We start from the raw sequence: 26294 nt of genomic DNA on the forward strand, positions 1-26294 counted from the left end.
TGAAGACGTTCCCCGATCGGGAGCACTGGTAACACGCTTGAGCAAACTCGTCTGACCGCCGAGTTGTTTTTTCCGGATACACGCTGCCCACAAGGCAGATTGAAGAAGCTGACCTGGCCTGAACGTCCAGTACAAGGACGAGAAGCGCTGGCGAAAATTCTCAAGACGCTTGTGGCCGACACTGGATTGTCGTCAAGGAGCCTCCCGGTTTTCGCTGCTTCTCCTCGTTGTGACGCTATTGCGTAGCAGTTATTCAACACGACTACATGCAACAGATGCACGACCCCGTACTTCACACGGGCGAACGCTGACGTCCTGGTTTCGGTGCCAGGGATCAACTAACCGATGGGCTACCTGTATTAGCGAATCAACTTTGAAAGATCACCAGACTGGTCAAGGGGCATAACAATGAATCTGAACAATCAACCCACCATCGAAGAACTGGCGCGTATGTTCGCGGCGCAGAAAGACAGCCACGACAGCCATATTCTCTGGATCAGCAAGTCGGGGCAGGTACACATTGACTGCCTGTCGCCTCACGCTGGCGAAGAAGAATTCGACCGCAACCACCAGAACCTGCTGGCCCGCCTGAAGATGTACCGCCGCGGCCACGGTTATGTCGGCAAGAAGGCTGCGGCCGACAAGGACTTCATTGGCAAAGTGCTGCAAACGCTGAAACAGGCGTGGGATTCGATGCAGAACAAAAATGAAGTTCGGGTGATTGATCGGTTTTATTGAGTTGTAGATTATTTGACTAAGGGCCTGCTTCCGATTGGGAGCAGGCCCTTTGTTGTTCTTTTGAGTTATGCGGCGTGAGTGCCCCCGTCGCCCCTCACCCCAGCCCTCTCCCGAGGGAGAGGGAGCCGACCGAGTTGCCTCAGCTCAACCGTAGACCTGAATGACCGTGGCGATTATGAGTCAACGAAGCTCGTTCAGGTCGGCGTAACTTGACCAAACACCTCGGTCAGTCCCCTCTCCCGCTGGGAGAGGGTTAGGGTGAGGGGCTTTTCATGCCGAGCACCAGTTCCACAAACGCCAACGCCGCCGCGCTGTGATAATTATTCCTGCGCCGCAACAACGCCGCTCCCCGCTGCGGCGCCTCCCCTTCAACACGCAAGCGGCGCAACGCGCGGTCTTCGCTGGCTATCGCCTCGGGCAGCATGGTCGCCAGCGGCGCATGCCGCACCACTTCCAGCAGCGTACTCACCGAATTCACCTCGATGCGCACCTGAGGCGTAATCCCCTGCTCACGGAAATACTCATCCACCGACAACCGCGTAATGAAGCCCGGCGCCAGCAAGGCGAAATCCAGTGATGCCAATTCCGCCGGCGTCAACACCGAAGGGCTGCCATAGAGCGGATGCCCAGGCCCGACCATGATCCCCAGCGTCTCGGTAAACGCCGGTAAGCATTCGATATCGGCATTGCGCACCGGGGTAAACGCGATCGCGACATCCAGCGAATCATCCGCCAGCCCGGCCTCGATGTCGTCCATCGACAATTCGAAGATTTCCAGATGAATCCCGGGAAACCGTGCCCTGTAATCACGCACCAACGGCCCGACCAGATACGCCATGAACGTCGGCGTCATCGCCAGGCGCAGGGTGCCGCGTGACAAATCCTTCACATCGTGCAAGGCGCGCTGCCCGGCTTCCAGCTCCACCAGCACGCGCCGCGCGCATTCGATATAAGCCGCGCCGGCATCGGTCGGTTTCACCGTGCGCGAGGTGCGATCGAACAGGCTGACGCCGAGGGTTTCTTCCAACTGCCGGATCTGCTGCGACAACGTCGGCTGCGATACATGCAGCGCTTCGGCGGCGCGGGTGAAGCCGCCGTGATCGGCAACGGCGAGCAGATAACGCAAGTGTCGCAACAGCATGAACACACCATCTATAGGCAGGGCTTATGCGCAGCATTGTATATCGGTCTTGGACGCTATGAATCGACCGGCGCAACATTGCTTCCACACACAGCAAGCCAACCCCTGAAAGGAGTGACATCATGCAACAGTCCCACGCCTACAACGACAACAGCCTGGCCCTGACTACCCGCGTTCTCGACGCCAAGGCGAAAAAAGATCTGTCGTGGCAGGATCTCGCTGACGGCACCGGCCTCAGCCTGGCTTATGTCACCGCCGCCCTGCTCGGCCAGCATCCGTTGCCGGAAAACGCTGCTCAAGTGGTCGGTGACAAGCTTGACCTCAGCGCAGATGACGTCACCGCTCTGCAGATCATTCCTTTGCGCGGCAGCCTCAGCGGCGTGCCGACCGATCCGACCATCTACCGTTTTTACGAAATGATCCAGATCTACGGCACCACGCTGAAAGCGCTGGTTCATGAACAGTTCGGTGACGGCATCATCAGTGCGATCAACTTCAAACTGGACATCAAGAAAGTCGAAGACCCGGAAGGCGGCTCCCGCGCCGTGGTGACCCTCGACGGCAAGTTCCTGCCGCTGCGTCCGTTCTGATACGCCCGGCCCGCACCCTGCGTGCGGGCCATCTCATTTCTGCCACGAGGACATGCCATGAAAGCCCTGATCGACGGCTTCCTGAAATTCCAGAACGAAGCCTTCCCGCAACGCAGCGAACTGTTCAAACACCTGGCCACGACTCAGCAACCCGGCACGCTGTTCATCACCTGTTCCGACAGCCGTGTGGTGCCTGAGCTGCTGACCCAGCAAGAGCCCGGCGAGCTGTTCGTGATCCGTAACGCCGGCAATATCGTGCCCTCCTACAGCCCGCATCCGGGCGGGGTGTCGGCGACGGTGGAATATGCGGTGGCAGTGCTGGGGGTGACCGATATCGTGATTTGCGGCCACTCCGATTGTGGTGCGATGACCGCAATTGCCCAGTGCAAATGCATGGATCACCTGCCCGCTGTCAGTGGCTGGCTGCAGCATGCCGAATCGGCGAAGGTAGTCAACGAAGCGCGCGTGCATGGCAGCGACGCGGCGAAATTGAGTTCGATGGTGCGCGAGAACGTGATCGCGCAACTGGCGAATATCCAGACCCACCCGAGTGTGCGCCTGGCCCAGGAGCAAGGCCGGTTGAATCTGCATGGCTGGGTTTACGACATCGAGACCGGTTCGATCGACGCACTCTCTTCCGATCGTCGCACCTTTGTGCCGCTGGCCGAGCGGCCTGAGACTTGCGCGATCAGCGCGCAAGCCAGCCACGCTGCCTGACTCCCCACCGTGATCGTTCCCACGCTCTGCGTGGGAATGCCTCTAGGGACGCTCTGCGTCCAGTGACGCGGAGCGTCACGGGCTGCATTCCCACGCGGAGCGTGGGAACGATCAACAGATCAGCGTTTTACCGTGAGATCTACCTGAGTCATTCGGCTGCGCACGGTGAACACGCCGTCACCGGAAAGAATCGCACTGCGCGCAAACAGGCGCCCGCTCTCCCAATTCGAAAGGCCCAGCTCCGGCTTGTTCAACGCGTACTGGCCATCGACCCAACGGGTGATGCCGTTGCCTACAAACGGCGCATTCACCGCGTTGTAGAAGCGTTCCTGAACCGCCGCCGCCTCGCTGATCAACGACACGGTGAATTGCGGGCTGTAACGGTTGAACAGCGCAATCGCCTGATCCAGATCGTCGACAATCATCAGGCTGACTTCCGGGGTTTCTTCCCATTCCCACTCGCGGCCCAGGTCCGACTCGGGCAAGGATTCGGCCAGCGCTTCGTTCCGGTAACCCTCGGCGCGATAAACCTCGACCGTTGCGTTCTGCCATTCACTTGGCAGGTAACGTTCACTGCCCGCGACAATGTGCAATTTGCAGCCTTGGCCGCGCGCAGTACCGGCGTCTTTCAAAGCTTCGAGGAACAGCGGCACCAGCTCATCGGCGCGTTCGCGCTGAATCAGGCAGACGTTCATGGTATTGCAGACCTTGCGGTCCAGCGAGTTGCGCACCACCGCCGCGAAGCGTGTGGCGTCGGCGTCACGGTCGGCGATCAGCCACGCGCCGCCGGTGCCGTGCAGGCTGACGGCAGTGCCGGCCTGCTGGGCGATGCTGCCCAACTGACTGACCGCACGGCCCGAGCCGCGCGCCACCGCCAGCGACAGACGCCGATCGGCGAACATCGCCCAACCGGCGGCGTGATTGACACTTTCGACCAACGACACCGCCCCCACCGGCAAACCGGCTTCGGCCAGCGCCGGGTTCAAAGCGTGAGTGACGATGGCTTGCGCAGTGCCCAACGCATCGCTGCCGATGCGCAGCACTGCGGTGTTGCCGGTGCGCAACACCCCGGCGGCGTCGGCAAATACGTTGGGCCGGCCTTCGAAGACAAAGGCGACGATGCCCAGCGGCGAGACGACTTGCTCGACCTTCCAGCCGTCGTGCTCGACACTGCTGATCACTTTGCCCCGCGTGGGCGGCGCATCACGCCAGGCGCGCAGCCCGGCGATCATGTCGCGGCGCATGCGTTCATCGGCGAGCAAGCGTGTGGTCGAGCGACCGCGCGCCTTGGCCCGTTCGATGTCGGTGCGGTTGGCGCCTTCGATCTGCGTCCAGCACTGAGGATTTTCCAGGCGCTGGGCAAACAGGTCGAAGAATTGACTGATGGCTTCATCGGACACCGCCGACAACGCTGTGAATGCCGCAGCCGCACGCTCGATTGCCACCGAGGCGGCCTGTTGATCGGCCACGGGGATCAGCAACAACTCGCCACTGACCTGCTCGACCAGCAGATGGTCACCGGGCTGAAACCGCGCGGCCAGTTCGGGGCTGACCACGGTGACGCGGTTACCAGCGAAAGGGATCGGCGTGCCAGCGACTAGACGTTCGAGCGCAAGAGACATGAAGCGGATTCACCATGCAGAGGGCGGTCGGAAAATGTATAGAACACGATCCTGCAAAGCAACACTGCACCCGGTGGGAGCGAGCCTGCTCGCGAAAGCGTCCGAGCAGACGACATCAATGCTGAATGTGCCGACCTCTTCGCGAGCAGGCTCGCTCCCACACTGGAAATCGTGGTGTGTCTTCAGAACACCGACCAGCCAATCCGCGAGCTCAGCAGTTCCAGCGCTGCCATCCCCGCCAGCGAGTTGCCGGCGGCGTTCAACTCCGGCGACCACACGCACACGCTGAACTGCCCCGGCACCACCGCAACGATGCCGCCGCCGACCCCGCTCTTGCCTGGCAAGCCGACGCGATAGGCGAAATTGCCCGCCTCGTCGTACAAACCGCTGGTGGCCATGATCGAATTGACCTGCTGGGTCTGGCGGCGCGTCAGGATCTGCTCGCCGCTGTGCTTGCAGAACCCGTCATTGGCCAGAAAGCAGAACGCCCGGGCCAGATCGATGCAGTTCATGCGCAGTGCGCAGTGGCTGAAATAGCTGCGCAACACCGCCTCGACATCGTTGTGAAAGTTGCCGAACGACTGCATCAGATAGGCCATCGCCGCATTGCGCGCGCGATGCTGGTATTCGGAGTCGGCGACCTTGCCGTCGATCATGATTTGCGGGTTGCCCGACAGACGCCGGACGAAGTCGCGCATCGACAGTGTCGGCGCGGCGAAGCGCGACTGGTTGATGTCGCAGATCACCAGCGCACCGGCATTGATGAACGGATTGCGCGGGCGGCCGCGCTCGAATTCCAGTTGCACCAGCGAGTTGAACGGCTGGCCGGACGGCTCGTGGCCAAGCCGCTCCCAGATCGCTTCGCCGGAATGATCGATGGCCTGCACCAGGCTGAATACCTTGGAAATACTCTGCACCGAGAACGGCGTTTCAGCGTCGCCGGCGCAATACATTTCGCCATCGTTACTGTACACGGCGATGCCCAGCTGGTTGGCCGGTACCGTGCCGAGGGCGGGAATATAGTCAGCAACTTTGCCCTGCCCGATCAGGGGCCGGACGGCGTCAAGGATCTCGTTCAACAGCGCTTGCATGCCGGGTTCCGAAAGTCTCGCCCCATGGGATCGCGGGGACACTGGGGCTAGACGCTGCGCCCGCCGGTCGCATCACACCGGCAAGCATCCAGCAGAATGTTCTAGGCTGAAGCAGACCATTCAGACACAGGAGAGCACCATGCACCTCGAAGGCTCCTGCCATTGCGGCGAAGTCACGTTCAGCCTCGACAGCGCCCATCCTTATCCCTATCAACGCTGCTATTGCTCGATTTGCCGCAAGACTCAGGGCGGCGGCGGTTATGCGATCAACCTTGGCGGCGACGCGACCACTCTCAAGGTTCGCGGACGCAAAAACATCAGCATTTATCACGCGAAGATGAAAGCTGACGGCGACAAGCGCGCCCATCGCAGCAGCGCCGAACGCCACTTCTGCTCGCTGTGCGGCAGCGGCCTGTGGCTGTTCAGCCCGGAGTGGCCGGAGCTGATTCACCCATTCGCCTCGGCGATCGACACGCCACTGCCGGTGCCGCCGGAACACACGCACCTGATGCTTGGCTCGAAAGCGCCGTGGGTCGAGGTGGAGGCCAAGCCGAAGGATCAGCAGTTTGATGAATATCCCGAAGAATCGATCGCCCAGTGGCATGAGCGACTCGGTGTAACTCGCTGAACACCGCGCCCTTCGCGAGCAGGCTCGCTCCCACATTTGGAATGCGATCCCCTGCTCGCGAAGGGACCGGGTCACGCAATATCAATCAGTCCAGATGCGCCCAGGTCATCCTGAACAGCGCCCCGCCCCACACCGAGTCGCCAACCTCAACCTGCCCGCCATGGGACTGCGACACCCGCCGCACCAGCGCCAGGCCCAGTCCGAAACCACCGGTGCGCCGATCACGGCTGGCATCCAGTCGGGAAAACGGTTCGAAGATTTTTTCCCGTCCCTCCAGCGGCACACCCGGCCCGTCATCGCTGACCCGCACTTCATAGTCATCGCCATTGCGCAGCAGCGACACCTCGACGCGCTGCTCGGCGTAGCGAATGGCGTTGCGCAGAAGGTTGATCACCGCGCGCGCCATGAAGCGCGGTTCGATGCTTACAGTGTCGACCTGGCAATCGGTGATCGACAGCTGCACGCCCACTGCTTCGGCCTCAAGCGCCACACTGCCGACGACGCTGTCGAGCCAATCGGCTGCGTGAATATTCTCCCGTTTGATCACTGTCGCGCCGTGCTCGAGGCTGGCGTAGGTCAGCAGCTCCGAGACCATCTCCTCCAGCTCACCGAGGTCCGCGTACATGTCGGCGATCAGCTCGCGATTCTGGCTCGCGTCGGGTTGCTGTTTAAGCTGATCGAGCTCGAACGACAGCCGCGCGATCGGTGTGCGCAATTCGTGGGACACCGCATTGGTCAGCTCGCGCTGATTGGCGATCAAGCCCTCGATGCGCGCCGCCATCAGATTGAAGTGCTCGGCCAGATCGCGGATGTTCGAGCGCCGCGACAACTGGATGCGCACCGACAGATCGTTGTCGCCGAAACGCTCGGCCGCCAGCCGCAGCTTTTCCAGATCGCGCCAGTGTGGACGCACCCAGAAAAACAGGACGATGCCGATCAGCACTGCGAGCATCATGTACGCCGCGGTGATGTAGAACGGCATCAGGCTCGGCTCCGGCGGCAGCTTGATGCTGAGCAATTGCGAGCCGCCATCGATGTTGCTGATGAACTGCGTGTAATCGTCGCGGATCACCAACAGGTTCCGCGCGAGCTCGGCTTTTTCCTGCGGTGTCAGGGCCAGTTGATCGGCCTCGACCAGACTCAGCGACAGACCATAGTGCGCGCGCAATGAATCGAGTTTCTGTTCACGCTCGGCCCCTTGGCGGCCTTGCAGATGATCGACCAGCGACCACGCCTGACCGCGCACGGCTTCACGGTTGTAATCCTGCGTCTGGCTGTCGAGCAAGGCGTTGAAGGTGTGCTCGACCGTCTGCAACGCCAGCACCAGCCCTACCGTCATCACCAGAAACAGCCCGAGGAACAAACGCAGCATCTACAGCTCCCACGCGAACGGATTGAACAGATAGCCCTTGCCCCACACGGTCTTGATGCACACCGGCTCGCGGGGATTGTCCTTGAGTTTGTTGCGCAATTTGCTGATGTACACGTCGACGCTGCGGTTGAGGCCGTCGAAAGCGATGCCGCGCATGCGATTGAGAATGTCATCGCGGGAAAGAATCTTGCCTGCCGCGCTGGCGAGCAACCAGAGCAATTCGAACTCCATGGTGGTCAGCTCGATCAGCTCACCGGCCAAGCGCACTTCCCGGCAACTGCGGTCGATGCTCAATTGCCCGAACTCAAGAAAACTCACCACGCTGGTGTCCGGCGTCTGCCGCCGTTGCAGCGCCCGTAGCCGCGCAAGCAATACCGGCGGTTTGATCGGTTTGATCACGTAATCGTCAGCGCCGGACTCCAGACCGAGGATGTGATCGAGATCGTCTTCCTTGGCGGTGAGGATCACGATCGGCGTGTCCGAGACACTGCGAATTTCCCGACAGACCTGCAAACCGCTCTGCCCCGGCAACATCAGGTCGAGCACCAGCACTTTCGGCTTGAATTCCAGGAATGCAGCCATGGCGAGATCGCCGCGATGCACCGTGCGCACCTCGTAGCCGTGTTGCTCAAGAAAGTGTGCGATCAGTGCGGCGAGACGCTCATCGTCTTCGACCAGCAGGACTTTGCCAAAACCCAGGTTATCCATAACAACCGTTGCCAAGCCAAACGTGGAAGGGCCGATATTATGCTGGCATTCATCGCACAGGCGATCACGGCAGACAGCAAAAACCGGCCACTTGGGCCGGTTTTCGGTGATGTTTCATACTTTTAAGATTTTTTTACAATCCGACAATGATGTCCGATTGAATTGCGGACCTCTGTAGGAGCTGCCGAAGGCTGCGATATTTTGATTTTCGATTTGTAAAAACAAGATCAAAAGATCGTAGCCTGCGGCAGCTCCTACCCGATCATGCAGCGACCGGCACACCGCTGTGGAAGCGGAATTCTTCGTCCGGCGACTCGATCAGTTCCTGCTCGGCCGCACGGACGCGCTCGATCACCTGCGCGACATCCTTGGCATCACCATACTGATAGGCCAGTTTCAGATAACCCTGAAAATGCCGCGCCTCGCTTTTCAGCAAACCGAAATAGAACTTGCCCAGTTCTTCGTCCAGATGCGGCACCAGTGCTTCGAAGCGTTCACAGCTGCGCGCTTCGATGAAGGCACCAACCACCAGCGTATCCACCAGTTTCACCGGTTCGTGGCTGCGCACCACTTTGCGCAGGCCCGAGGCGTAACGGCCGGCGTGCAGCTGACGCAGCTCGATCTTGCGCCGTTTCATGATGCGCATGACCTGCTCGTGGTGCACCAGTTCTTCCCGGGCCAGGCGCGACATCATGTTGATCAGGTCGACATGGGCGTGGTACTTGGCAATCAGGCTCAGCGCCGTGCTGGCGGCCTTGAACTCGCAGTTCTTGTGGTCGATCAGCAGGGTTTCCTGATCGGCCAGTGCCGCCTGGACCCAGGCGTCGGGGGTGCGGCAGCCAAGGAATTCGTGGATTTCGGGAAGGATCATGGGGCTCACGGTAAAAAGGTGTTCGAGCGAAGGGCGCCGATTATACCGGCCTGCCCGCAGACCACCAGCGACGGCTGTTGATATGCATCAAGTCGCAGACGTTCGGGTAGCAACTATAGTTGTGCAACGCCGTGCCTTTTCTTTGCTGGAGACTCCGCTCATGCAAGCCATTCGCAGCATTCTGGTGGTCATCGAACCTGAACATGCAGAAAGCCTGGCGCTCAAACGCGCCAAGCTGATCGCCGGTGTCACCCAGGCCCATCTGCATCTGCTGGTGTGTGACAAGAAGCATGACCACGCCGGCCTGCTCAGCGTGCTCAAGGCGGCGTTGCTTGCCGAAGGGTACAGCGTGACCACCGAACAGGCATGGAACGAGAGCCTGCACGAAACCATCATCGATGTGCAGCAGGCCGAGGGTTGCGGCCTGGTGATCAAACAGCATTTCCCCGACAGCTCGCTGAAAAAAGCCCTGCTGACCCCGGCCGACTGGAAGCTGCTGCGCCACTGCCCTACCCCGGTGCTGCTGGTAAAAACCGCCGGTTCGTGGAAGGACAAAGTGATCCTGGCTGCGGTCGATGTCGGCAATGCCGACGGTGAGCATCGGCATCTGCACAGCACCATCATTGATCACGGCTACGACATCGCCAGTCTGGCCAAGGCGCATCTGCATGTGATCACCGCGCATCCGTCGCCGATGCTCTCGGCGGCAGACCCGACGTTTCAGCTCAAATCGACCATAGAAGCCAAGTACCGCGAGCAGTGCCGGGCGTTTCAGGCGGAGTTCGATGTCGATGACGAGCACCTGCACATCGAGGAAGGCCCGGCAGATGTGCTGATCCCGTTCATGGCGCACAAGCTCCAGGCGGCGGTAACGGTAATTGGCACGGTAGCGCGCAGTGGTTTGTCAGGCGCGTTGATCGGCAATACGGCGGAAGCGGTGCTGGATACCCTGGAAAGCGATGTGCTGGTGCTCAAGCCGCAGGAGGTTGAGGATCATCTGGTGGAACTGGCCGTGAAACATTAAGAGCAAAAGATCGCAGCCTTCGGCAGCTCCTACAGGTAGAACGCATTCCCATGTAGGAGCTGCCGAAGGCTGCGATCTTTTGCTGTTCAGGCGCCAAAGGCGTCTTTGAGAAAGCCGGGGGCGATGTAGCGCTGATAATGCGCTTCCGACAGCAGGAAGAATTCCCGATCAATGGCATCGCGCAGTTCCGGCAGGTTCCAGTCGCGGAATTCCGGCAGCAACACCATCCCGTACGCCTCGAGATTAATGATCACCCGCGCCCCCCGGGCGATCAGCTGATAGGCCCAGCAATATTCCGACTGATGCGGTACGAAGCGGATCTTGCGCTGTTCGAGCTGCTCGCGCAGGCGCGCCGGATCGAAGATCTCGACTTTGCTCGCCATCACTTGTGACAGCAATTGCTCCAGACGCAGCCACACCGCGCGCTTTTCCTCCTCGTTGTATCCGTTCCAATGGATCACTTCGTGATGGAAACGCTTGCAGCCACGGCACACCAGGTCACCGTAAACGGTGGAGCAGAGGCCGACGCAGGGGGTCTTGATGGTCTGATTGGGCATAAATGGGCAGAACACTGAAACGCGGAACAGGCCGGCATGTTAGCCCTTTGTCGGGCATTGATCACCCCTCAAACAGCAAGGTCTCGCCGGCGTCGCAGGTTTGCTCCGGCCGCGCTGATTGCCACGAAAGTCCAATAGAGCGCGACTTACCTTTAAATTTTTTTTGCCGTAGAATCAGCCAGCCTTTTAAGGCGCCAATGTCCGTTAGAAGCTGTTTTCAAAGCGTCACGAGCACAGTCGTTCCTTCAGAGCGGTGTTGGCGAGGGGTTTTTCCAGCGGGGAAAAGCCCAACGCCAACCCTCATCAGCTCCCCGTTCTGCAGGCGTAAAACTTTGAAAGCAGCTTCTGTAAGGAATTGCCGGTAATTCTGGCCGAACGACCCACAACGTCGTGAGGCGCATGAGTACGGCAATTTCGGGATGAGCGTCCCGGACACCCATTTGGGACCACTGATGAGGGTAATAACTGTGCTTGAAGCCTACCGCAAACATATCGAAGAGCGTGCAGCCCTGGGTATCGTTCCCCAGCCGCTTAACGCCGAACAAACAGCAGGCCTGATCGAGCTGCTGAAGAACCCTCCGGCTGGCGAAGAAGCTTTCCTCGTTGACCTGATCACCAATCGCGTACCGCCTGGAGTGGACGAAGCCGCCTACGTCAAGGCCGGTTTCCTGTCTGCCCTGGCCAAGGGCGAAGCCACCTCCCCTCTGCTGGACAAGAAACGCGCTGTAGAACTGCTCGGCACCATGCAGGGCGGCTACAACATTGTCACCCTCGTCGAACTGCTGGACGACGCCGAGCTGGCGCCAGTCGCCGCCGAAGAACTCAAGCACACCCTGCTGATGTTCGACGCCTTCCACGACGTCGCCGAAAAAGCCAAGAACGGCAACGTTCACGCCAAGGCCGTGCTGCAATCCTGGGCTGACGGCGAGTGGTTCAAGAAGCGCCCGGTGCTGGCCGACAAGATCAGCCTGCGCGTATTCAAGGTTACCGGCGAAACCAACACCGACGACCTCTCCCCTGCGCCAGACGCCTGGTCGCGTCCTGACATCCCGCTGCACGCCCTGGCCATGCTGAAAATGGCCCGTGACGGCATCGTTCCGGACGAGCAAGGCAAGACCGGCCCGATGAAGCAGATCGAAGAAATGCGCGGCCAGGGCTTCCCGATCGCCTACGTCGGTGACGTGGTCGGTACCGGTTCCTCGCGTAAATCGGCCACCAACTCGGTGCTGTGGTTCTTCGGCGACGACATCCCGTACGTGCCGAACAAGCGCGCTGGCGGTTTCTGCTTCGGCAGCAAGATCGCTCCGATCTTCTACAACACCATGGAAGATGCCGGCGCCCTGCCGATCGAGTTCGACGTGTCGAACATGAACATGGGCGACGTGATCGATCTGTACCCGCACGCTGGCAAAGTCTGCAAGCACGGTACCGACGAAGTCATCACCACTTTCGAAATGAAAACCCCGGTGCTGCTGGACGAAGTCCGTGCCGGCGGTCGTATCCCGCTGATCATCGGCCGTGGCCTGACCGAGAAGGCTCGCGCCGAATTGGGTCTGCCGCCGTTCGACCTGTTCAAGAAGCCGGAAGCTCCGGCTGAAAGCACCAAGGGTTTCACCCTGGCGCAGAAAATGGTCGGCAAGGCTTGCGGTCTGGCAGAAGGCCAAGGCGTGCGTCCTGGCACCTACTGCGAACCGAAGATGACCACCGTGGGTTCTCAGGACACCACAGGTCCCATGACCCGTGACGAACTGAAAGACCTGGCGTGCCTGGGCTTCTCCGCTGATCTGGTGATGCAGTCGTTCTGCCACACCGCGGCTTATCCAAAGCCGATCGACGTGACCACCCACCACACCCTGCCTGACTTCATCATGACCCGCGGCGGCGTTTCCCTGCGTCCGGGTGACGGCATCATCCACTCGTGGCTGAACCGCATGCTGCTGCCGGACACCGTCGGTACCGGTGGTGACTCGCACACCCGTTTCCCGATGGGCATCTCGTTCCCGGCCGGTTCCGGTCTGGTCGCGTTCGCCGCTGCCACTGGCGTCATGCCGCTGGACATGCCGGAATCGATCCTGGTGCGCTTCAAAGGCAAGATGAAACCTGGCATCACCCTGCGTGACCTGGTTCATGCCATTCCGTACTTCGCTATCCAGAACGGTCTGCTGACCGTCGAGAAGAAAGGCAAGAAAAACGCCTTCTCCGGCCGCATCCTGGAAATCGAAGGTCTGGAAGGTCTGACCCTCGAGCAGGCGTTCGAACTGTCCGACGCCTCGGCCGAACGTTCGGCTGCCGGCTGCACCATCAAGCTGTCGAAAGAGTCGATCACCGAGTACCTGCAGTCCAACATCACCCTGCTGCGCTGGATGATCGGCGAAGGCTACGGCGATGCGCGTACTCTGGAACGTCGCGCCCAAGCGATGGAAGCCTGGATCGCCAACCCGGAACTGATGGAAGCCGATGCCGACGCCGAATACGCCGAAATCATCGAAATCGATCTGGCCGACATCAACGAGCCTGTGCTGTGTGCGCCGAACGATCCGGACGACGCCCGTCTGCTGTCCAGCGTTGCTGGCGAGAAGATCGACGAAGTGTTCATCGGTTCGTGCATGACCAACATCGGTCACTTCCGCGCTGCCGGTAAACTGCTGGATCAGGTCAAGGGTCAGCTGCCAACCCGTCTGTGGCTGTCGCCGCCGACCAAGATGGACGCTCACCAACTGACCGAAGAAGGCTACTACGGCATCTACGGCAAGGCTGGCGCTCGCATGGAAATGCCAGGCTGCTCGCTGTGCATGGGTAACCAGGCACGCGTTGAGCCGAACAGCACCGTGGTCTCGACGTCGACCCGTAACTTCCCGAACCGTCTGGGCGACGGCGCGAACGTCTACCTGGCCTCGGCCGAGCTGGCGTCCGTTGCTTCGATCCTGGGTCGCCTGCCGACCGTCGAGGAGTACATGGAATACGCTGGCAAGATCGACAGCATGGCGGCCGATGTCTACCGCTACCTGTCCTTCGACCAGATCGCCGAGTTCCGTGAAGCTGCTGCGAACGCCAAGATCCCGGTCGTTCAAGCCTAACGCTGCAAGGCCATAAAAAACGCCGCCCATCGTGAGATGAGCGGCGTTTTTTTATGCCTGCCGGGCAAGCATTCTGATCGTTCCCACGCTCCGCGTTGGAACGCAGCCCCGGACGCTCTGCGTCCCCAAGCGTGACGCAGAGCGTCACAAGAGGCATTCCCACGCAGAGCGTGGGAACGATCATTCATCAGTGACAGGTCAGACAGCCAGCTTGTAAACCAGCGCCGAAATCGCCACCAGTCCCACCGCGGTAACAAACACGTTCGACGCCTGACCGCGATAGCGCGCCATCGCTGGCACCTTGCGAATCGCGTACATCGGCATCAGGAACAGAATCGCCGCAATCACCGGCCCACCGACGGTTTCGATCATGCCCAGGATGCTCGGATCAAGCGTTGCGACGATCCAGCAGATCACCAGCATGAACGCCGCCACGATGCGATCCAGCGCTTTGGCGCCCGGACGCCTGCCGCTCTTGACGATCAGGCCCTTGAGGCCTTCGCTGGCCCCGATGTAATGACCGAGGAACGACTTGGAGATCGCCACAAACGCAATCAACGGCGCCGCAAACTCGATGGTCGGGTTGCTGAAGTGGTTGGCCAGGTACGACAGGATCGAAAGATTCTGCTCTTTTGCCTCAGCCAGTTGCTCTGGCGACAGGGTCAGCACGCAACTGAATACGAAGAACAGCACCAAAATGACCATCAATGCATGAGCGCGCGCGAGGATCTGTGAGCTGCGCTCGTCGGCGTGCACACCGTAACGACGCTTCTGGTCCATCGCGAACGCCGAGATGATCGGCGAATGGTTGAACGAGAACACCATCACCGTAATCGCCAGCCACAGCGTGTGCAGCAGCGCTGACGGCGCCGGCACTTGCGAGGCGGTGGCGAGGATGCCGCCGTTCCAGTGCGGAATCAGGTACACGGCAAGGAACAGCAGCGCAACGATGAACGGATAGACCATCAGGCTCATGGCCTTGACGATCGCCTGCTCACCGCAACGAACCACAGCCAGCAGGCCGAGAATCAGCACGAACGACAGCAATGCGCGCGGTGGCGGCGTGATGTGCAGTTGGTGTTCGAGGAAACTGGCGACCGTGTTGGTCAGGCCGACGCTGTAGATCAGCAGGATCGGGAAGATGGCAAAGAAGTACAGCAGCGTGATCAAGGCACCGGCCTTGATACCGAAATGCTGCTCGACCACTTCGGTGATATCGGCGCCTTCGCGACCGGACAGGACAAAACGGGTCAGGCCACGGTGCGCGTAAAACGTCATCGGGAAGGCCAGCAGCGCGAGGATCACCAGCGGCCAGAAGCCACCCAATCCTGCGTTGATCGGCAAAAACAGGGTGCCGGCGCCAATGGCCGTCCCAAACAGTCCCAGCATCCAGGTGGTGTCCTGGCGATTCCAGCTCGAAAGTTCAGCGGGTGCTGCTGCGTCGAAGCGCTTTTCGAGGCTATTGGCCTGATCATTCATCCGGTCGGATCTCCGCATTCCGGTCACTTGCCACTCGGTCAGGACGCGTCGGAAAAAACCGACAGACATGCTCCGGCCGAAACAGGGGCGCGATTCTCCGTGATAAATCAATGCAAGCAAAGACTTAGCTGAGGAATGGTTGTGCGGAGCAGATCCAAGGATGGTCGTTTATAGAAAAAACAAGGTCGTTTATGGATACGTCGGATGCCGCAAACGGATACGTTTTGCACCCACCCATGCGTCATCGAATGCGCCTAGAGCGATATGCCGAGCATGAAACCCAATAAAACGCAGTACAGCCCGAAGCCGAAAAGCAACCAGAGCTTGCCATTTTCGCGCTTGTCTCTATTGCGCACCGCTTCGTCATATTCTGCGAACTCTCGCTCAATTTGCTCCAGTCGTGCCTTACGGTCATATGTGCTCATACTGATTAACCTTTGAATAATGCGCCTGACGGTCGTGAAGCATGAAGACTCACAACTTGAAGAAAAACCCTGCCACTGCGGTGATTGCAGTCAAGACTCCACCAAACACTGCAATTGGATAGAGCTTCGTCTCCCTTGATAACTTTTTCTCTTCAGCCTGAAGCTTTTTCCATTCAGCCACGAGTTTCCTTGATTCGTTTTCCAGCCTGTCTAGCTCCAGATTTTCGCGATCGTTATGGAACATTTGCCCTCCTTGGCTGCTGGCGGATCGGTGTCAGCATTTGCATGCACATCGACGGCTATCGTCATGCCCTTATCATCAAACTGTTCCATTCACGCTGACCAGCAGACGCATCTGCCATCCCCGTAGGCAAAATCCGCGATTCACGTAAGCCTCCTCATACGAGTGGTCCGCAATATTCCAGACCAACTACCTGCCAGAACTCCGCCATTGATCTAGCGTGAGAGAAGCCATAACCCAAGGAGCCTCCCATGCCACTGGTCCGCGTCGACATCCAGCAAAACCCAGACCCCACTTTCGCCAGGCGCATCGGCGAACAGATCTACGCCGCCCTGCGCACCTGTATCGATGTGCCCGAGCACGACAACTTCCAGATTCTCAACGAGCACGACGGCCAGCACTTCGTGTACGACCCGCAATACCTCGGCATCGAGCGCAGCGACGGCGTGGTGTTCATCCAGATCACCATCAGCGAAGGGCGCAGCGTGGAAAAGAAACAATTGCTGTTCAAGACCATTGCCGAGAGCCTGCATGCGCAACTGGGTATTCGCCTGGAGGATGTGTTTATCAATCTGCTGGAGGTAAAGAAAGAGAACTGGTCGTTTGGCAACGGCATTGCGCAATACGTCAGCTGATTCGCAGCGCCCATGCCTGCGTACTTGCTTGTTCCACGAACCCGTCCAGAATCAAAGCACCACTGCGTGAATGCAACGATTGCCAAGCCGCTGCGGATTCAGCACTCTGAGTCGACTTTCGCGACCCACCCGCCGCCAATCACAGGAGCCGCGCAATGCCCGCAACCGTTCTGGTACTGGTTGAAACGATCAATGACTATCTGCCGATTCTTGAGCATCAGGGATTCCACCTGATCCTCGCACCAACGCCAGCCGAACGTGCGCAAGCCATCGCCACCCATGGCAGCCGCATTGATGCCGTGCTCACTCGCGGCCCACTGGGCCTGACTGCGCAAGAGATCAGCGCCCTGCCCGCCCTGAAAATCATCACGGTGATCGGCGCCGGTTATGAACAGGTCGATCTGCAAGCGGCCAGTGACCGTGGGATCACCGTCACCAATGGCGCCGGAGTCAACGCCTCGTCAGTGGCCGATCATGCGATGGCGTTGCTGCTGGCATTGGTCCGCGATATCCCGCGCTGCGATGCAGCCGTGCGCCGCGGTGAATGGCCGAAAATCATGCGCCCGTCGCTGGCCGGCAAGCGTCTGGGCATCCTCGGGCTGGGCGCAGTGGGCATGGCGATTGCCAAACGTGCGGAGCTCGGGTTCGACATGCAGGTCAGCTACCACAGCCGCCAGGTGCGCAGCGAAGTCGCTTATGCGTTCTGCTCGACACCCACCGATCTGGCGCGAGCCTCGGACTTTCTGGTCGTTGCCACGCCGGGTGGCATTGCTACTCAACATCTGGTGACGCGAGCCGTGCTCGATGCCCTCGGCCCCAAGGGATTTATCGTCAACATCGCCCGCGCCAGCGTTATCGCAACGGCAGACCTGATCACTGCGCTCGAACAACGTCGTATCGCCGGCGCAGCGCTGGACGTGTTCGATCACGAACCGGAAGTGCCTGATGCCCTGAAACACCTCAGCAACGTTGTGCTGACTCCCCACGTCGCCGGGTTGTCCCCTGAAGCCACGCAAGGCACCGTTGAACTGGTGGGGAAAAACCTGATGGCGTTTTTCTCCGGGCAACCGGTGCTGACTCCCGTCGCCCTGCCGCCCAAGTTGAACAACCAGCGCGTGCATTAAAGCGCGTGGCATCGTCGAACCGCGCCGATCTTTGCCCCATTCTCAAAGTTGATTATCCAGCAACACGCTAACCTATAAGACCGACCCGCGCTTGTGAGCACCCAAGCGCGCCATTAGATTAGCCAATGATGTCTGGCCTCCAAAATAAGCAGAAGGGATAAGCATGGCGCTTACTGACCAGTCCACCCGGATCCGCGCGGGCGAAGAACTCGATGCCAGCCTGATCGATCCGTACCTCAAGGCGCACATTCCCGGCCTGACCGGCACTCCGCAGATCAGCCAGTTTCCCGGCGGCGCGTCGAACCTGACCTACCTGCTGGAATACCCCGAGCAAGAGTTCGTTCTGCGCCGTCCGCCGTTTGGCCACAAAGCCAAATCCGCCCACGACATGGGCCGTGAATTCCGCATTCTCAACCAACTGCGCGACGGCTTTCCGTATTGCCCGAAGGCCTACGTGCATTGCACCGACGAAGCCGTTATCGGCGCCGAGTTCTATGTGATGGAACGGGTCAAAGGCATCATCCTGCGCGCTGAACTGCCGCCGGAGCTGGGCCTCGATTCGGCGAAAACCGAAGCGCTGTGCAAAAGCTTCATCGACCGTTTCGTCGAACTGCATCGGGTCGATTACAACGCCTGCGGCCTCGGCGATCTGGGCAAGCCTGAAGGCTACGTCGCCCGGCAGATCAAGGGCTGGAGCGAGCGTTACGAAAAAGCCCTGACCCCGGACGCGCCGCACTGGGAAGCGGTCAAAGCCTGGCTCAACGACAAAATGCCGGCCGACCACCCGACGTCGAGCATCGTCCACAACGACTACCGCTTCGACAACGTCATTCTCGACCCGGCCAATCCGATGCAAATTATCGGCGTGCTCGACTGGGAACTGACCACCCTCGGCGACCCGCTGATGGATCTGGGCAACACCCTCGCCTACTGGATCGAAGCCGGTGACCCGGCACCGGTGCAACTGATGCGCCGCCAGCCAAGCCACGCGCCGGGCATGCTGACCCGCCGCGAATTCGTCGACTACTACGCCGAGCGCTCGGGCATCCGCATCGACAATTTCGATTTCTACTACACCTACGGCCTGTTCCGCCTGGCCGGCATCGTGCAGCAGATCTACTACCGCTTCTACCATGGCCAGACACAGGACAAACGCTTCGCGCAGTTCATTCACATGAACAAACTGCTGGAGCAGATGAGCCTGCAGGTCATTCAGAAGTCCAGCCTCTGATCCGGGCCAATAACAAGACTTTCAACAAGGGAAACCCATGTCCAAGACTCAGTTGTTCGACCTCGACGGCAAAATCGCTTTCGTCTCCGGCGCCAGCCGTGGCATCGGTGAAGCCATCGCCAAACTGCTGGCCCAGCAAGGCGCCCACGTGATCGTCTCGAGCCGCAAGCTCGAAGGCTGCCAACACGTCGCCGACGCCATCATCGCCGCCGGCGGCAAGGCGACAGCCGTGGCCTGCCACATCGGTGAGATGGAGCAGATCAGCCAGGTCTTCGCCGGGATCAAGGAACAATTCGGCCGCCTCGACATCCTGGTCAACAACGCCGCGACCAACCCGCAATTCTGCAACGTGCTCGACACCGATCTGGGGGCGTTCCAGAAGACCGTCGATGTGAACATTCGTGGCTACTTCTTCATGTCGGTCGAAGCCGGCAAGCTCATGCGCGAAAACGGTGGCGGCAGCATCATCAACGTCGCGTCGATCAACGGCATCTCGCCGGGCATCTTCCAGGGCATCTATTCGGTAACCAAAGCGGCGGTCATCAACATGACCAAAGTCTTCGCCAAGGAATGCGCGCAATTCGGCATCCGCTGCAACGCCCTGCTCCCCGGCCTGACCGACACCAAATTCGCCTCGGCGCTGGTCAAGAACGATGCGATTCTGAAACAGGCACTGACGCAGATCCCGCTCAAACGCGTAGCCGATCCAAGCGAAATGGCCGGCGCGGTGCTGTACCTGGCCAGCGATGCGTCGAGCTACACCACTGGCGTGGCGCTGAATGTGGATGGCGGGTTCCTGTCCTGATATCCAAGGCAAATTGCTAACCCGTGTGGGAGCGAGCCTGCTCGCGAAGGCGTTGTGTCAGTCAGCTATGTTTTGACTGATACCACGCATTCGCGAGCAGGCTCGCTCCCACAGGGGCGGTGCCGAAATCCAGAACTCCTGCATCCGCGGGATTGGCCGGCTTATTGGGTTATGCAACGCGTAGTGGTGATGTGGCGCGTCACCTGCCCATCCACATACACATCCCCGGCAACCTCAGTATTTTCCAGCACCTCACACCGACGTTCCGGCGGTGGCGGCGGCGCGACAGGCGCAGGGGGTGGAGGACTGGCACAACCGGCCAACAGCACAGCAAGAAAAGCCAACGGCAATACGCGTTTCCCAGGATTATTCATAGGACGACCCGCGGTAAAGAGAGACAAACTCCCGCAACCCAACCGGCCGCGGAAGACCTGACCACTCATTCTTTATAGCTGAGCGCCTTGTTAGCGCCAGTGGATTGGGGTGATTGGGTGGGATTGGCTGTCGGTTTTGCGGGGATTGTCCGGCAGAGGGCTGGATTGGGATGATGGTTGTCGGCGAGGGCCTCATCGCGAGCAGGCTCACTCCCACAGGTTTGATCGAGTGAGTTCAGTAACAACCAGGTCGGCTGTCAGGCCGCCTTCGCGAGCAGGCTCGCTCCCACAGAAAATCAAAATCAAAAGATCGCAGCCTTCGGCAGCTCCTACACACGATGAGCGTTAGCTCGAGTACCGCTTTTAATCTTGATCTTGGAGCCCGTCGGCAGGCTGAGTGGAGGGATTGATCCGGGCGTGGGAGCGCAGCGACCGTACGACGCAGTCGTACACAGCGAGTGTAGGTGCAGCGAAGCAAACCGGAGCCGCTGCGCCAGGATCGATCCCGGAGCGAAGGAACCCCGAGCCTAAGCGAGCGGGCCGAACGTCAGGGCGAAGACCTTTTGGTTACTTTTGGGGCGTTTGCCAAAAGTGACCCGCCGTAAGGGCGGAACCGTAACCAGCAGCACCCGCAGAAACGGATATACACCCACCCCCCCCCCAGAGCATGGCCGGCCCAAAGGCCGCCAAGACCAAAGCGCGCTTAAGCCAAATCCGGATCCCGCGAAGAACGCAAGGAATTGCTCTCAAGCTCATACCGCAACTCCCCCACCAACGCCTCGACCGCCCCAGGCGTACGCAGCGCAGCCAGATCCAGCCCGCTGATCACCAGATCCACCTGCCCCGAATCCCGGTGATACAACTTGACCGTCAGCGAATGATCACCATCCACCGAACACTCACAAGCCAGCGGCGCAAAACTGTGCTCGAGCCGAGCGCGCAACTGCGCAAGATTCATCATTGACGTTGTTCCTATGACTGTTTCAAAAGGGGCACGATCGCAGGCCCGAAATGGCCCACACCGCACCCCACCAGCCTAAGAACACAACGTCTTGGCCAATACATGAATTTGCACCCTTGTAACTAGTGCATTTGCACCCCTCAGCGCTGGCCCTTGGTGCCCCACTCTCCCGAAAACAAACCGCGCTCTCGAGCCCAGACGATCGCCTCGCTGCGGCTATGCACATCAATTTTCGAGTACACGGTGGCCACATGATTGCGCACGGTATTGGGCGCCAGCTTCAACCGCGCAGCGATCTCCTTGTCTGCCAGACCTTCACAGATCAAGCCCAGGACATCGCGCTCACGGGCCGTCAGGTCAGTGAATGAGGCACTGGGCAGCTGCGGCGAGTTGATCTTCTTCACGTTGGCCAGCTTCTCGATCAGCGTTCGGCTGAACCACGACGCATCCTTCATCACCTCTTCAATCGCCGCGACCAGCTCAAGCTCAGTGCGCTTGCGCTCGGTCATGTCCATCAACACCAGCAGATAGCAGGACGTATCATGGATATTGACCGTGTCAGCCGAGACCGCACACTCCAGCAACTCCTCGTCCTTCTTGCGCACGGGCACGTCGACCCGATCCACACGACCGTTCTTCGCCAGCGCCGACAGCAGGCGCGTGCGCGCGCTGTCATCGTGGATGAAGCTCAGCTGCGTCACGGTTTTGCCGAGTACGTCATCGCTGTCATAGGCCAGGGTATCGAGGAACGCCTGATTGACATCGATGACCTCCTGCTTGTCAGCGGTGCAGATCAAAATCGGTACCGGCGTCAGACGAAAAGCCTTGGCAAAGCGCTCCTCGCTCTGACGCAAGGCCACTTCGACCCGGCGCCGAGGCTCCATGTCGACGAAGGAGAACAGCATGCAATTCTCGTCATTGAGCAGCAGCGGCTGACCGGCAACGATCACCTGTTTACTGCCACCGTCCGGGAGGCGCAGTTCTGCCTGCATCTGCGGAATGGTCGCGACATCGCGCAAGCGCTGGACAGCCAGATCGCGCTGATCCGCCTGCTCGAAGATATCGATTTCGTAAGCCGAAGTGCCGATCACCTGATCGCGGGTATAGCCGGTCATTTCCAGAAAGCCCGGGTTGACCTTGATGTAGCGCAAATCGCTGAGTCGGCAGATCACCGCCGGTGCAGGGTTGGCATTGAAGGTTTTTTCGAAACGCAGCTCAGCGTTGGCCCAATCGGTGACGTCGCTCATGATCAGCACCAGCGACTCGGGCTGGCCGACGCGGTCGGTCAGCACCATGCTGCGCACACTGTGCACCCAGACCCGCTCCGGGTCGTCCACGGACGAAACTTCAATCAGCACATCATTGAACGCCTCGCAGCGGGCGACGCGGCTGATCGGGTAGTTGTCCGGCGGCAAGACATGATTATTGCGATAGCGCAGCGTGAAGCGTCTGGCGTACTCGTCGGCGTTGCTGCCCAGATCACCGATGGTGCTGACACCGTGCATGGTCAGCGCCGCTTCGTTGGCCCAGAGAATGCTTTTGTCGAGTTCCAGCAGAATCACCCCGTCCGACAGCCCGGCAATGATCTGCTGCAACTGGCGACGGTTGGTTTCGGTGGTCAGGACTTCCTGGCTCATTGGATCTCCACACTGTGATGCGGCTAGGTGAAGAGTACGACCGCAGCGGCTCGGGATCGTGCCACAACCCCAAAATCGCCAAAAAACCCCTGTGGGAGCGAGCCTGCTCGCGAAAGCGCTGGGTCAGACAGACCATTCGGTGACTGACCCGGCGCATTCGCGAGCAGGCTCGCTCCCACAGGTTTACTGGGTGTGTTTACCTTAGGCGGCACGCTCGCTGGCCGCCACCATCGCCGACGCCGCGAGCATCGCCCGCAACAACACCGCGCACCCCGCTGCCAGATCATCCGGCGCGGCATTCTCGATTTCGTTGTGGCTGATCCCGCCCTCGCATGGCACGAAAATCATTCCCGCCGGGCCGAGCTCGGCGAGGAAAATCGCGTCATGCCCGGCGCCACTGACGATGTCCATGTGCGACAGACCCAGCCCTTTCGCAGCACCGCGCACCGCTTCCACGCAGCCTTTTTCGAAGTACAGCGGCGGGAAGTCGGCGGTCGGGGTCAATTCGTAAGAAAGGCCGTGCTCTTCGCAGGTCGCCTCGATCACTTGTTTCACTTCGGCAATCATCGAATCCAGCCGCGCCGGCTCCAGATGCCGGAAGTCGAGGGTCATGCGCACTTCGCCGGGGATCACGTTGCGCGAGCCGGGATAGGCTTGCAGGCAGCCGACCGTGCCACAGGCGTGGGGCTGATGGCCGAGGGCGGCGCGGTTGACGGCGCCGACGATCACCGAGGCACCGACCAGGGCGTCCTTGCGCAGGTGCATCGGCGTCGGGCCGGCGTGGGCTTCGACGCCGCGCAATTTCAGGTCGAACCACTTCTGCCCGAGCGCGCCGAGTACCACGCCGATGGTTTTCTCTTCGTCCTCGAGAATCGGGCCTTGTTCGATGTGCGCTTCGAAATACGCGCCAACCGCGTGCCCGCTGACCTGGCGCGGACCGGCATAGCCGATCGCATTCAGTGCTTCGCCGACGGTGACGCCGTCGGCATCGACCTTGGCGAGGGTTTCTTCGAGGGTGAATTTCTCGGCGAAGACCCCTGAGCCCATCATGCACGGGGCGAAGCGTGAGCCTTCTTCGTTGGTCCAGACCACCACTTCCAGCGGCGCTTCGGTTTCCACTCCGAGGTCGTTGAGGGTGCGCAGCACTTCGACGCCGGCGAGCACGCCGAAGCAGCCGTCGAACTTGCCGCCGGTGGGCTGGGTGTCGATGTGGCTGCCGGTCATGACTGGCGGCAGGCTCGGGTTGCGCCCGGCGCGGCGGGCGAAAATGTTGCCGACGGCATCGACCGTGACGCTGCAACCGGCGTCCTTGCACCACTGCACGAACAGGTCGCGCGCCTGGCGGTCGAGGTCGGTCAGGGCCAGGCGACAGACGCCGCCCTTGACCGTGGCGCCGAGTTTCGCCAGTTCCATGAGCGAGGCCCAGAGGCGATCGCGGTTGATGTGCTGATGGGTGGATTGCAGAACGTCTACGGCTGCGTTCATGGGGATCTCCTCAATGCTGATGCCGATAGTGCCCATGCTCTGCGTGGGCATTCATCCATGGACGCTCTGCGTCCGCTGTTGGGACGCGGAGCGTCCCGGGCTGCGTTCCCACGCAGAGCGTGGGAACGATCAGTTTCGGCGGTGTATGGAGCATCGCCTTCGCGAGCAGGCTCGCTCCCACAGTGAGAATGCATTTCCAATGTGGGAGCGAGCCTGCTCGCGAAAAGGCCCTTGCTCACACCGCTGTTTTCACGGCAGAAGGCTGCGCCCGCATCACGCACAACCCGTAATAAATCACCCCGCCCAACGCCGAGCCGGTGAACCAGCCATAGCTGTAGAACCAGCTGAACGCGTCGCTGCCCAGCGACAGCAGAGTCAGCGCCACCGGCACGCCAAAGGCGAGAAAACCGGCCCAGTTCCACGCCGGATACACGTCATCGCGGTACAGCCCGGCGAGGTCCAGTCGCTGTTTCTTGATCAGGAAATAATCCACCACCATGATCCCGGCGATCGGCCCGAGCAGGCTCGAGTAGCCCAGCAGCCAGTTTGAGTACACGGTTTCCAGGCTGATGTCGGAAACGATCAGGCCAAGCTTTTTCAGCAGTTCATGGCCCATCAGCACCAGCCCGACCAGACCGGTGAGCAACACCGCTTTGGTGCGGTTGATCACCTTCGGCGCGATGTTCTGGAAGTCATTGGTTGGCGAGACGATATTGGCGGCGGTGTTGGTCGACAGTGTGGCAACGATGATCAGCGCCATGGCCACCGCCACCCACACCGGGCTCTGGATATGGCCGATCAGCGTGACCGGGTCGGACACGGTGACGCCGACCAGTTTCACCGATGCGGCGGTCATCACCACGCCCAGCGCAGCGAAGAGAAACATGGTCAGCGGCAGACCGAAAATCTGCCCGAGGATCTGATCCTTCTGGCTCTTGGCGTAGCGACTGAAGTCGGGAATATTCAGCGACAGCGTGGCCCAGAAGCCGACCATTGCCGTCAGCCCTGCCGCGAAATAACTGACCACGCTGGCGCCTTCCGGACGCTTGGGCGGGATCGCCAGCAATTCAGTCATCGACACATTGGGCATCGCCCACACCAGCAGGCCGATGCCCACTGCAACCAGCAGCGGCGCGGACAGGGTCTCCAGCCATTTGATCGACTCGGCGCCGCGAATCACCACCCACAGATTCAGCGCCCAGAACACCATGAAACCGATCACCTCGCCGGTTCCGCCGAGGGATTTCCAGCCCTCGAACACCGAGCCGAGGAACAGGTGAATCGCCAGTCCGCCGAACATCGTCTGGATGCCGAACCAGCCACACGCCACCAACGCGCGGATCAGGCACGGCACGTTGGAGCCGAGAATGCCGAACGACGAACGCAGCAGCACCGGAAACGGAATGCCGTACTTGGTGCCGGGGAAAGCATTGAGGGTCAGTGGAATCAACACGATGACGTTGGCAAACAGAATCGCCAGCAGCGCTTCGCCGACGCTCAAGCCGAAATACGCGGTGAGCACGCCGCCGAGGGTGTAGGTCGGCACGCAAATCGACATCCCGACCCACAGCGCGGTGATGTGCCATTTGTTCCAGGTGCGTTCACGCACCTTGGTCGGTGCCATGTCGTGGTTGTAACGGGGACTGTCGAGGACGTCACTGCCGGCTTCGAGCTCGAACAAGCCGTCGCGCTCGGTCACTTGTGATCTGATCTGTTGCATGGCCGCTCCACTGTTCTTCTGATTATTTTTTGCTCATCAGG

General features: G+C 60.2%; 24 protein-coding genes. 10 read left to right on the forward strand and 14 right to left on the reverse strand.

The window, feature by feature from the left end; genetic code table 11:
* Positions 1-408: 408 nt before the first annotated feature.
* Positions 409-738, forward strand: coding sequence for a hypothetical protein (locus AB4N41_RS24015; protein WP_252876485.1), 330 nt, complete (start codon positions 409-411; stop codon positions 736-738).
* Between the two features lie 253 nt (positions 739-991).
* Here AB4N41_RS24015 and cynR read toward each other — a convergent pair whose 3' ends face one another.
* Positions 992-1879, reverse strand: coding sequence for a transcriptional regulator CynR (cynR, locus tag AB4N41_RS24020; protein WP_252876486.1), 888 nt, complete (start codon positions 1877-1879; stop codon positions 992-994).
* Positions 1880-2001: 122 nt separating this feature from the next.
* Here cynR and cynS point away from each other — a divergent pair, with 122 nt between their 5' ends.
* On the forward strand, positions 2002-2469 hold the full coding sequence (gene cynS / locus AB4N41_RS24025) for a cyanase (protein WP_252876487.1): 468 nt from the start codon (positions 2002-2004) through the stop codon (positions 2467-2469).
* Between the two features lie 57 nt (positions 2470-2526).
* Positions 2527-3186, forward strand: a complete 660-nt coding sequence (locus tag AB4N41_RS24030; protein ID WP_095180245.1) for a carbonic anhydrase — start codon at positions 2527-2529, stop codon at positions 3184-3186.
* Positions 3187-3305: 119 nt separating this feature from the next.
* Here AB4N41_RS24030 and AB4N41_RS24035 read toward each other — a convergent pair whose 3' ends face one another.
* Both AB4N41_RS24035 and glsB read right to left on the reverse strand, forming a co-directional pair.
* Positions 3306-4808: an aldehyde dehydrogenase family protein gene (locus AB4N41_RS24035; protein ID WP_460138119.1), complete on the reverse strand. Its 1503-nt coding sequence runs from the start codon at positions 4806-4808 to the stop codon at positions 3306-3308.
* Positions 4809-4990: 182 nt separating this feature from the next.
* Positions 4991-5899 (reverse strand): glutaminase B, encoded by a 909-nt coding sequence (gene glsB / locus AB4N41_RS24040; RefSeq protein ID WP_024013269.1) that lies wholly within the window; start codon positions 5897-5899, stop codon positions 4991-4993.
* A gap of 139 nt (positions 5900-6038) precedes the next feature.
* Here glsB and AB4N41_RS24045 point away from each other — a divergent pair, with 139 nt between their 5' ends.
* On the forward strand, positions 6039-6527 hold the full coding sequence (locus AB4N41_RS24045) for a GFA family protein (RefSeq protein WP_137214906.1): 489 nt from the start codon (positions 6039-6041) through the stop codon (positions 6525-6527).
* Between the two features lie 85 nt (positions 6528-6612).
* On the opposite strand, the gene AB4N41_RS24050 is transcribed toward AB4N41_RS24045, so the two are convergent.
* The 3 genes from AB4N41_RS24050 to AB4N41_RS24060 form a co-directional block, all read right to left on the reverse strand.
* On the reverse strand, positions 6613-7899 hold the full coding sequence (locus AB4N41_RS24050) for an ATP-binding protein (RefSeq protein WP_252876489.1): 1287 nt from the start codon (positions 7897-7899) through the stop codon (positions 6613-6615).
* Positions 7900-8607, reverse strand: a complete 708-nt coding sequence (locus tag AB4N41_RS24055) for a winged helix-turn-helix domain-containing protein (RefSeq protein WP_137214904.1) — start codon at positions 8605-8607, stop codon at positions 7900-7902. It abuts the gene before it with no gap.
* A 262-nt stretch (positions 8608-8869) separates the two neighbouring features.
* On the reverse strand, positions 8870-9478 hold the full coding sequence (locus AB4N41_RS24060) for a MiaE family protein (RefSeq protein ID WP_041480839.1): 609 nt from the start codon (positions 9476-9478) through the stop codon (positions 8870-8872).
* 160 nt (positions 9479-9638) lie between these two features.
* On the opposite strand from AB4N41_RS24060, the gene AB4N41_RS24065 reads away from it, so the two are divergent.
* The gene (locus AB4N41_RS24065; RefSeq protein ID WP_041480840.1) at positions 9639-10502 is read left to right on the forward strand and encodes a universal stress protein; all 864 of its coding nucleotides are present in this window, start codon (positions 9639-9641) and stop codon (positions 10500-10502) included.
* An 86-nt stretch (positions 10503-10588) separates the two neighbouring features.
* Here AB4N41_RS24065 and AB4N41_RS24070 read toward each other — a convergent pair whose 3' ends face one another.
* Entirely contained in the window at positions 10589-11059 is a 471-nt protein-coding gene (locus tag AB4N41_RS24070; protein ID WP_024013275.1) for a DUF1289 domain-containing protein, read from the reverse strand.
* 467 nt (positions 11060-11526) lie between these two features.
* On the opposite strand from AB4N41_RS24070, the gene acnB reads away from it, so the two are divergent.
* Positions 11527-14136: a bifunctional aconitate hydratase 2/2-methylisocitrate dehydratase gene (gene acnB, locus AB4N41_RS24075; RefSeq protein ID WP_252878185.1), complete on the forward strand. Its 2610-nt coding sequence runs from the start codon at positions 11527-11529 to the stop codon at positions 14134-14136.
* A 198-nt stretch (positions 14137-14334) separates the two neighbouring features.
* On the opposite strand, the gene AB4N41_RS24080 is transcribed toward acnB, so the two are convergent.
* From AB4N41_RS24080 to AB4N41_RS24090, 3 genes are all read right to left on the reverse strand, one after another.
* Positions 14335-15615, reverse strand: coding sequence for an HAAAP family serine/threonine permease (locus AB4N41_RS24080; RefSeq protein WP_024013278.1), 1281 nt, complete (start codon positions 15613-15615; stop codon positions 14335-14337).
* A 254-nt stretch (positions 15616-15869) separates the two neighbouring features.
* Positions 15870-16040 (reverse strand): hypothetical protein, encoded by a 171-nt coding sequence (locus AB4N41_RS24085; protein WP_163032915.1) that lies wholly within the window; start codon positions 16038-16040, stop codon positions 15870-15872.
* A 49-nt stretch (positions 16041-16089) separates the two neighbouring features.
* The gene (locus tag AB4N41_RS24090) at positions 16090-16284 is read right to left on the reverse strand and encodes an FtsB/FtsL family cell division protein (protein WP_056789207.1); all 195 of its coding nucleotides are present in this window, start codon (positions 16282-16284) and stop codon (positions 16090-16092) included.
* A gap of 248 nt (positions 16285-16532) precedes the next feature.
* Here AB4N41_RS24090 and AB4N41_RS24095 point away from each other — a divergent pair, with 248 nt between their 5' ends.
* From AB4N41_RS24095 to AB4N41_RS24110, 4 genes are all read left to right on the forward strand, one after another.
* A complete protein-coding gene (locus AB4N41_RS24095; protein WP_252876491.1) occupies positions 16533-16916 on the forward strand; it encodes a tautomerase family protein in 384 nt (127 codons plus the stop codon).
* 155 nt (positions 16917-17071) lie between these two features.
* The gene (locus AB4N41_RS24100) at positions 17072-18040 is read left to right on the forward strand and encodes a 2-hydroxyacid dehydrogenase (protein ID WP_252876492.1); all 969 of its coding nucleotides are present in this window, start codon (positions 17072-17074) and stop codon (positions 18038-18040) included.
* 163 nt (positions 18041-18203) lie between these two features.
* Positions 18204-19271 carry a phosphotransferase family protein gene (locus tag AB4N41_RS24105; protein ID WP_095180255.1) on the forward strand — a complete coding sequence of 356 codons (1068 nt, stop codon included), beginning with the start codon at positions 18204-18206 and terminating at the stop codon, positions 19269-19271.
* A gap of 37 nt (positions 19272-19308) precedes the next feature.
* A complete protein-coding gene (locus tag AB4N41_RS24110; RefSeq protein WP_041480848.1) occupies positions 19309-20076 on the forward strand; it encodes an SDR family oxidoreductase in 768 nt (255 codons plus the stop codon).
* A 1077-nt stretch (positions 20077-21153) separates the two neighbouring features.
* Here AB4N41_RS24110 and AB4N41_RS24115 read toward each other — a convergent pair.
* The 4 genes from AB4N41_RS24115 to AB4N41_RS24130 form a co-directional block, all read right to left on the reverse strand.
* Positions 21154-21411 (reverse strand): DUF1652 domain-containing protein, encoded by a 258-nt coding sequence (locus tag AB4N41_RS24115; protein ID WP_150635024.1) that lies wholly within the window; start codon positions 21409-21411, stop codon positions 21154-21156.
* A gap of 140 nt (positions 21412-21551) precedes the next feature.
* Entirely contained in the window at positions 21552-23048 is a 1497-nt protein-coding gene (locus AB4N41_RS24120; RefSeq protein WP_095180256.1) for a helix-turn-helix transcriptional regulator, read from the reverse strand.
* Positions 23049-23249: 201 nt separating this feature from the next.
* On the reverse strand, positions 23250-24533 hold the full coding sequence (locus tag AB4N41_RS24125) for a Zn-dependent hydrolase (protein WP_252876493.1): 1284 nt from the start codon (positions 24531-24533) through the stop codon (positions 23250-23252).
* A 235-nt stretch (positions 24534-24768) separates the two neighbouring features.
* The gene (locus AB4N41_RS24130) at positions 24769-26253 is read right to left on the reverse strand and encodes an NCS1 family nucleobase:cation symporter-1 (protein ID WP_236168645.1); all 1485 of its coding nucleotides are present in this window, start codon (positions 26251-26253) and stop codon (positions 24769-24771) included.
* Positions 26254-26294 lie beyond the last annotated feature (41 nt).

It is taken from the genome of Pseudomonas sp. S2_A10, from assembly GCF_054668465.1.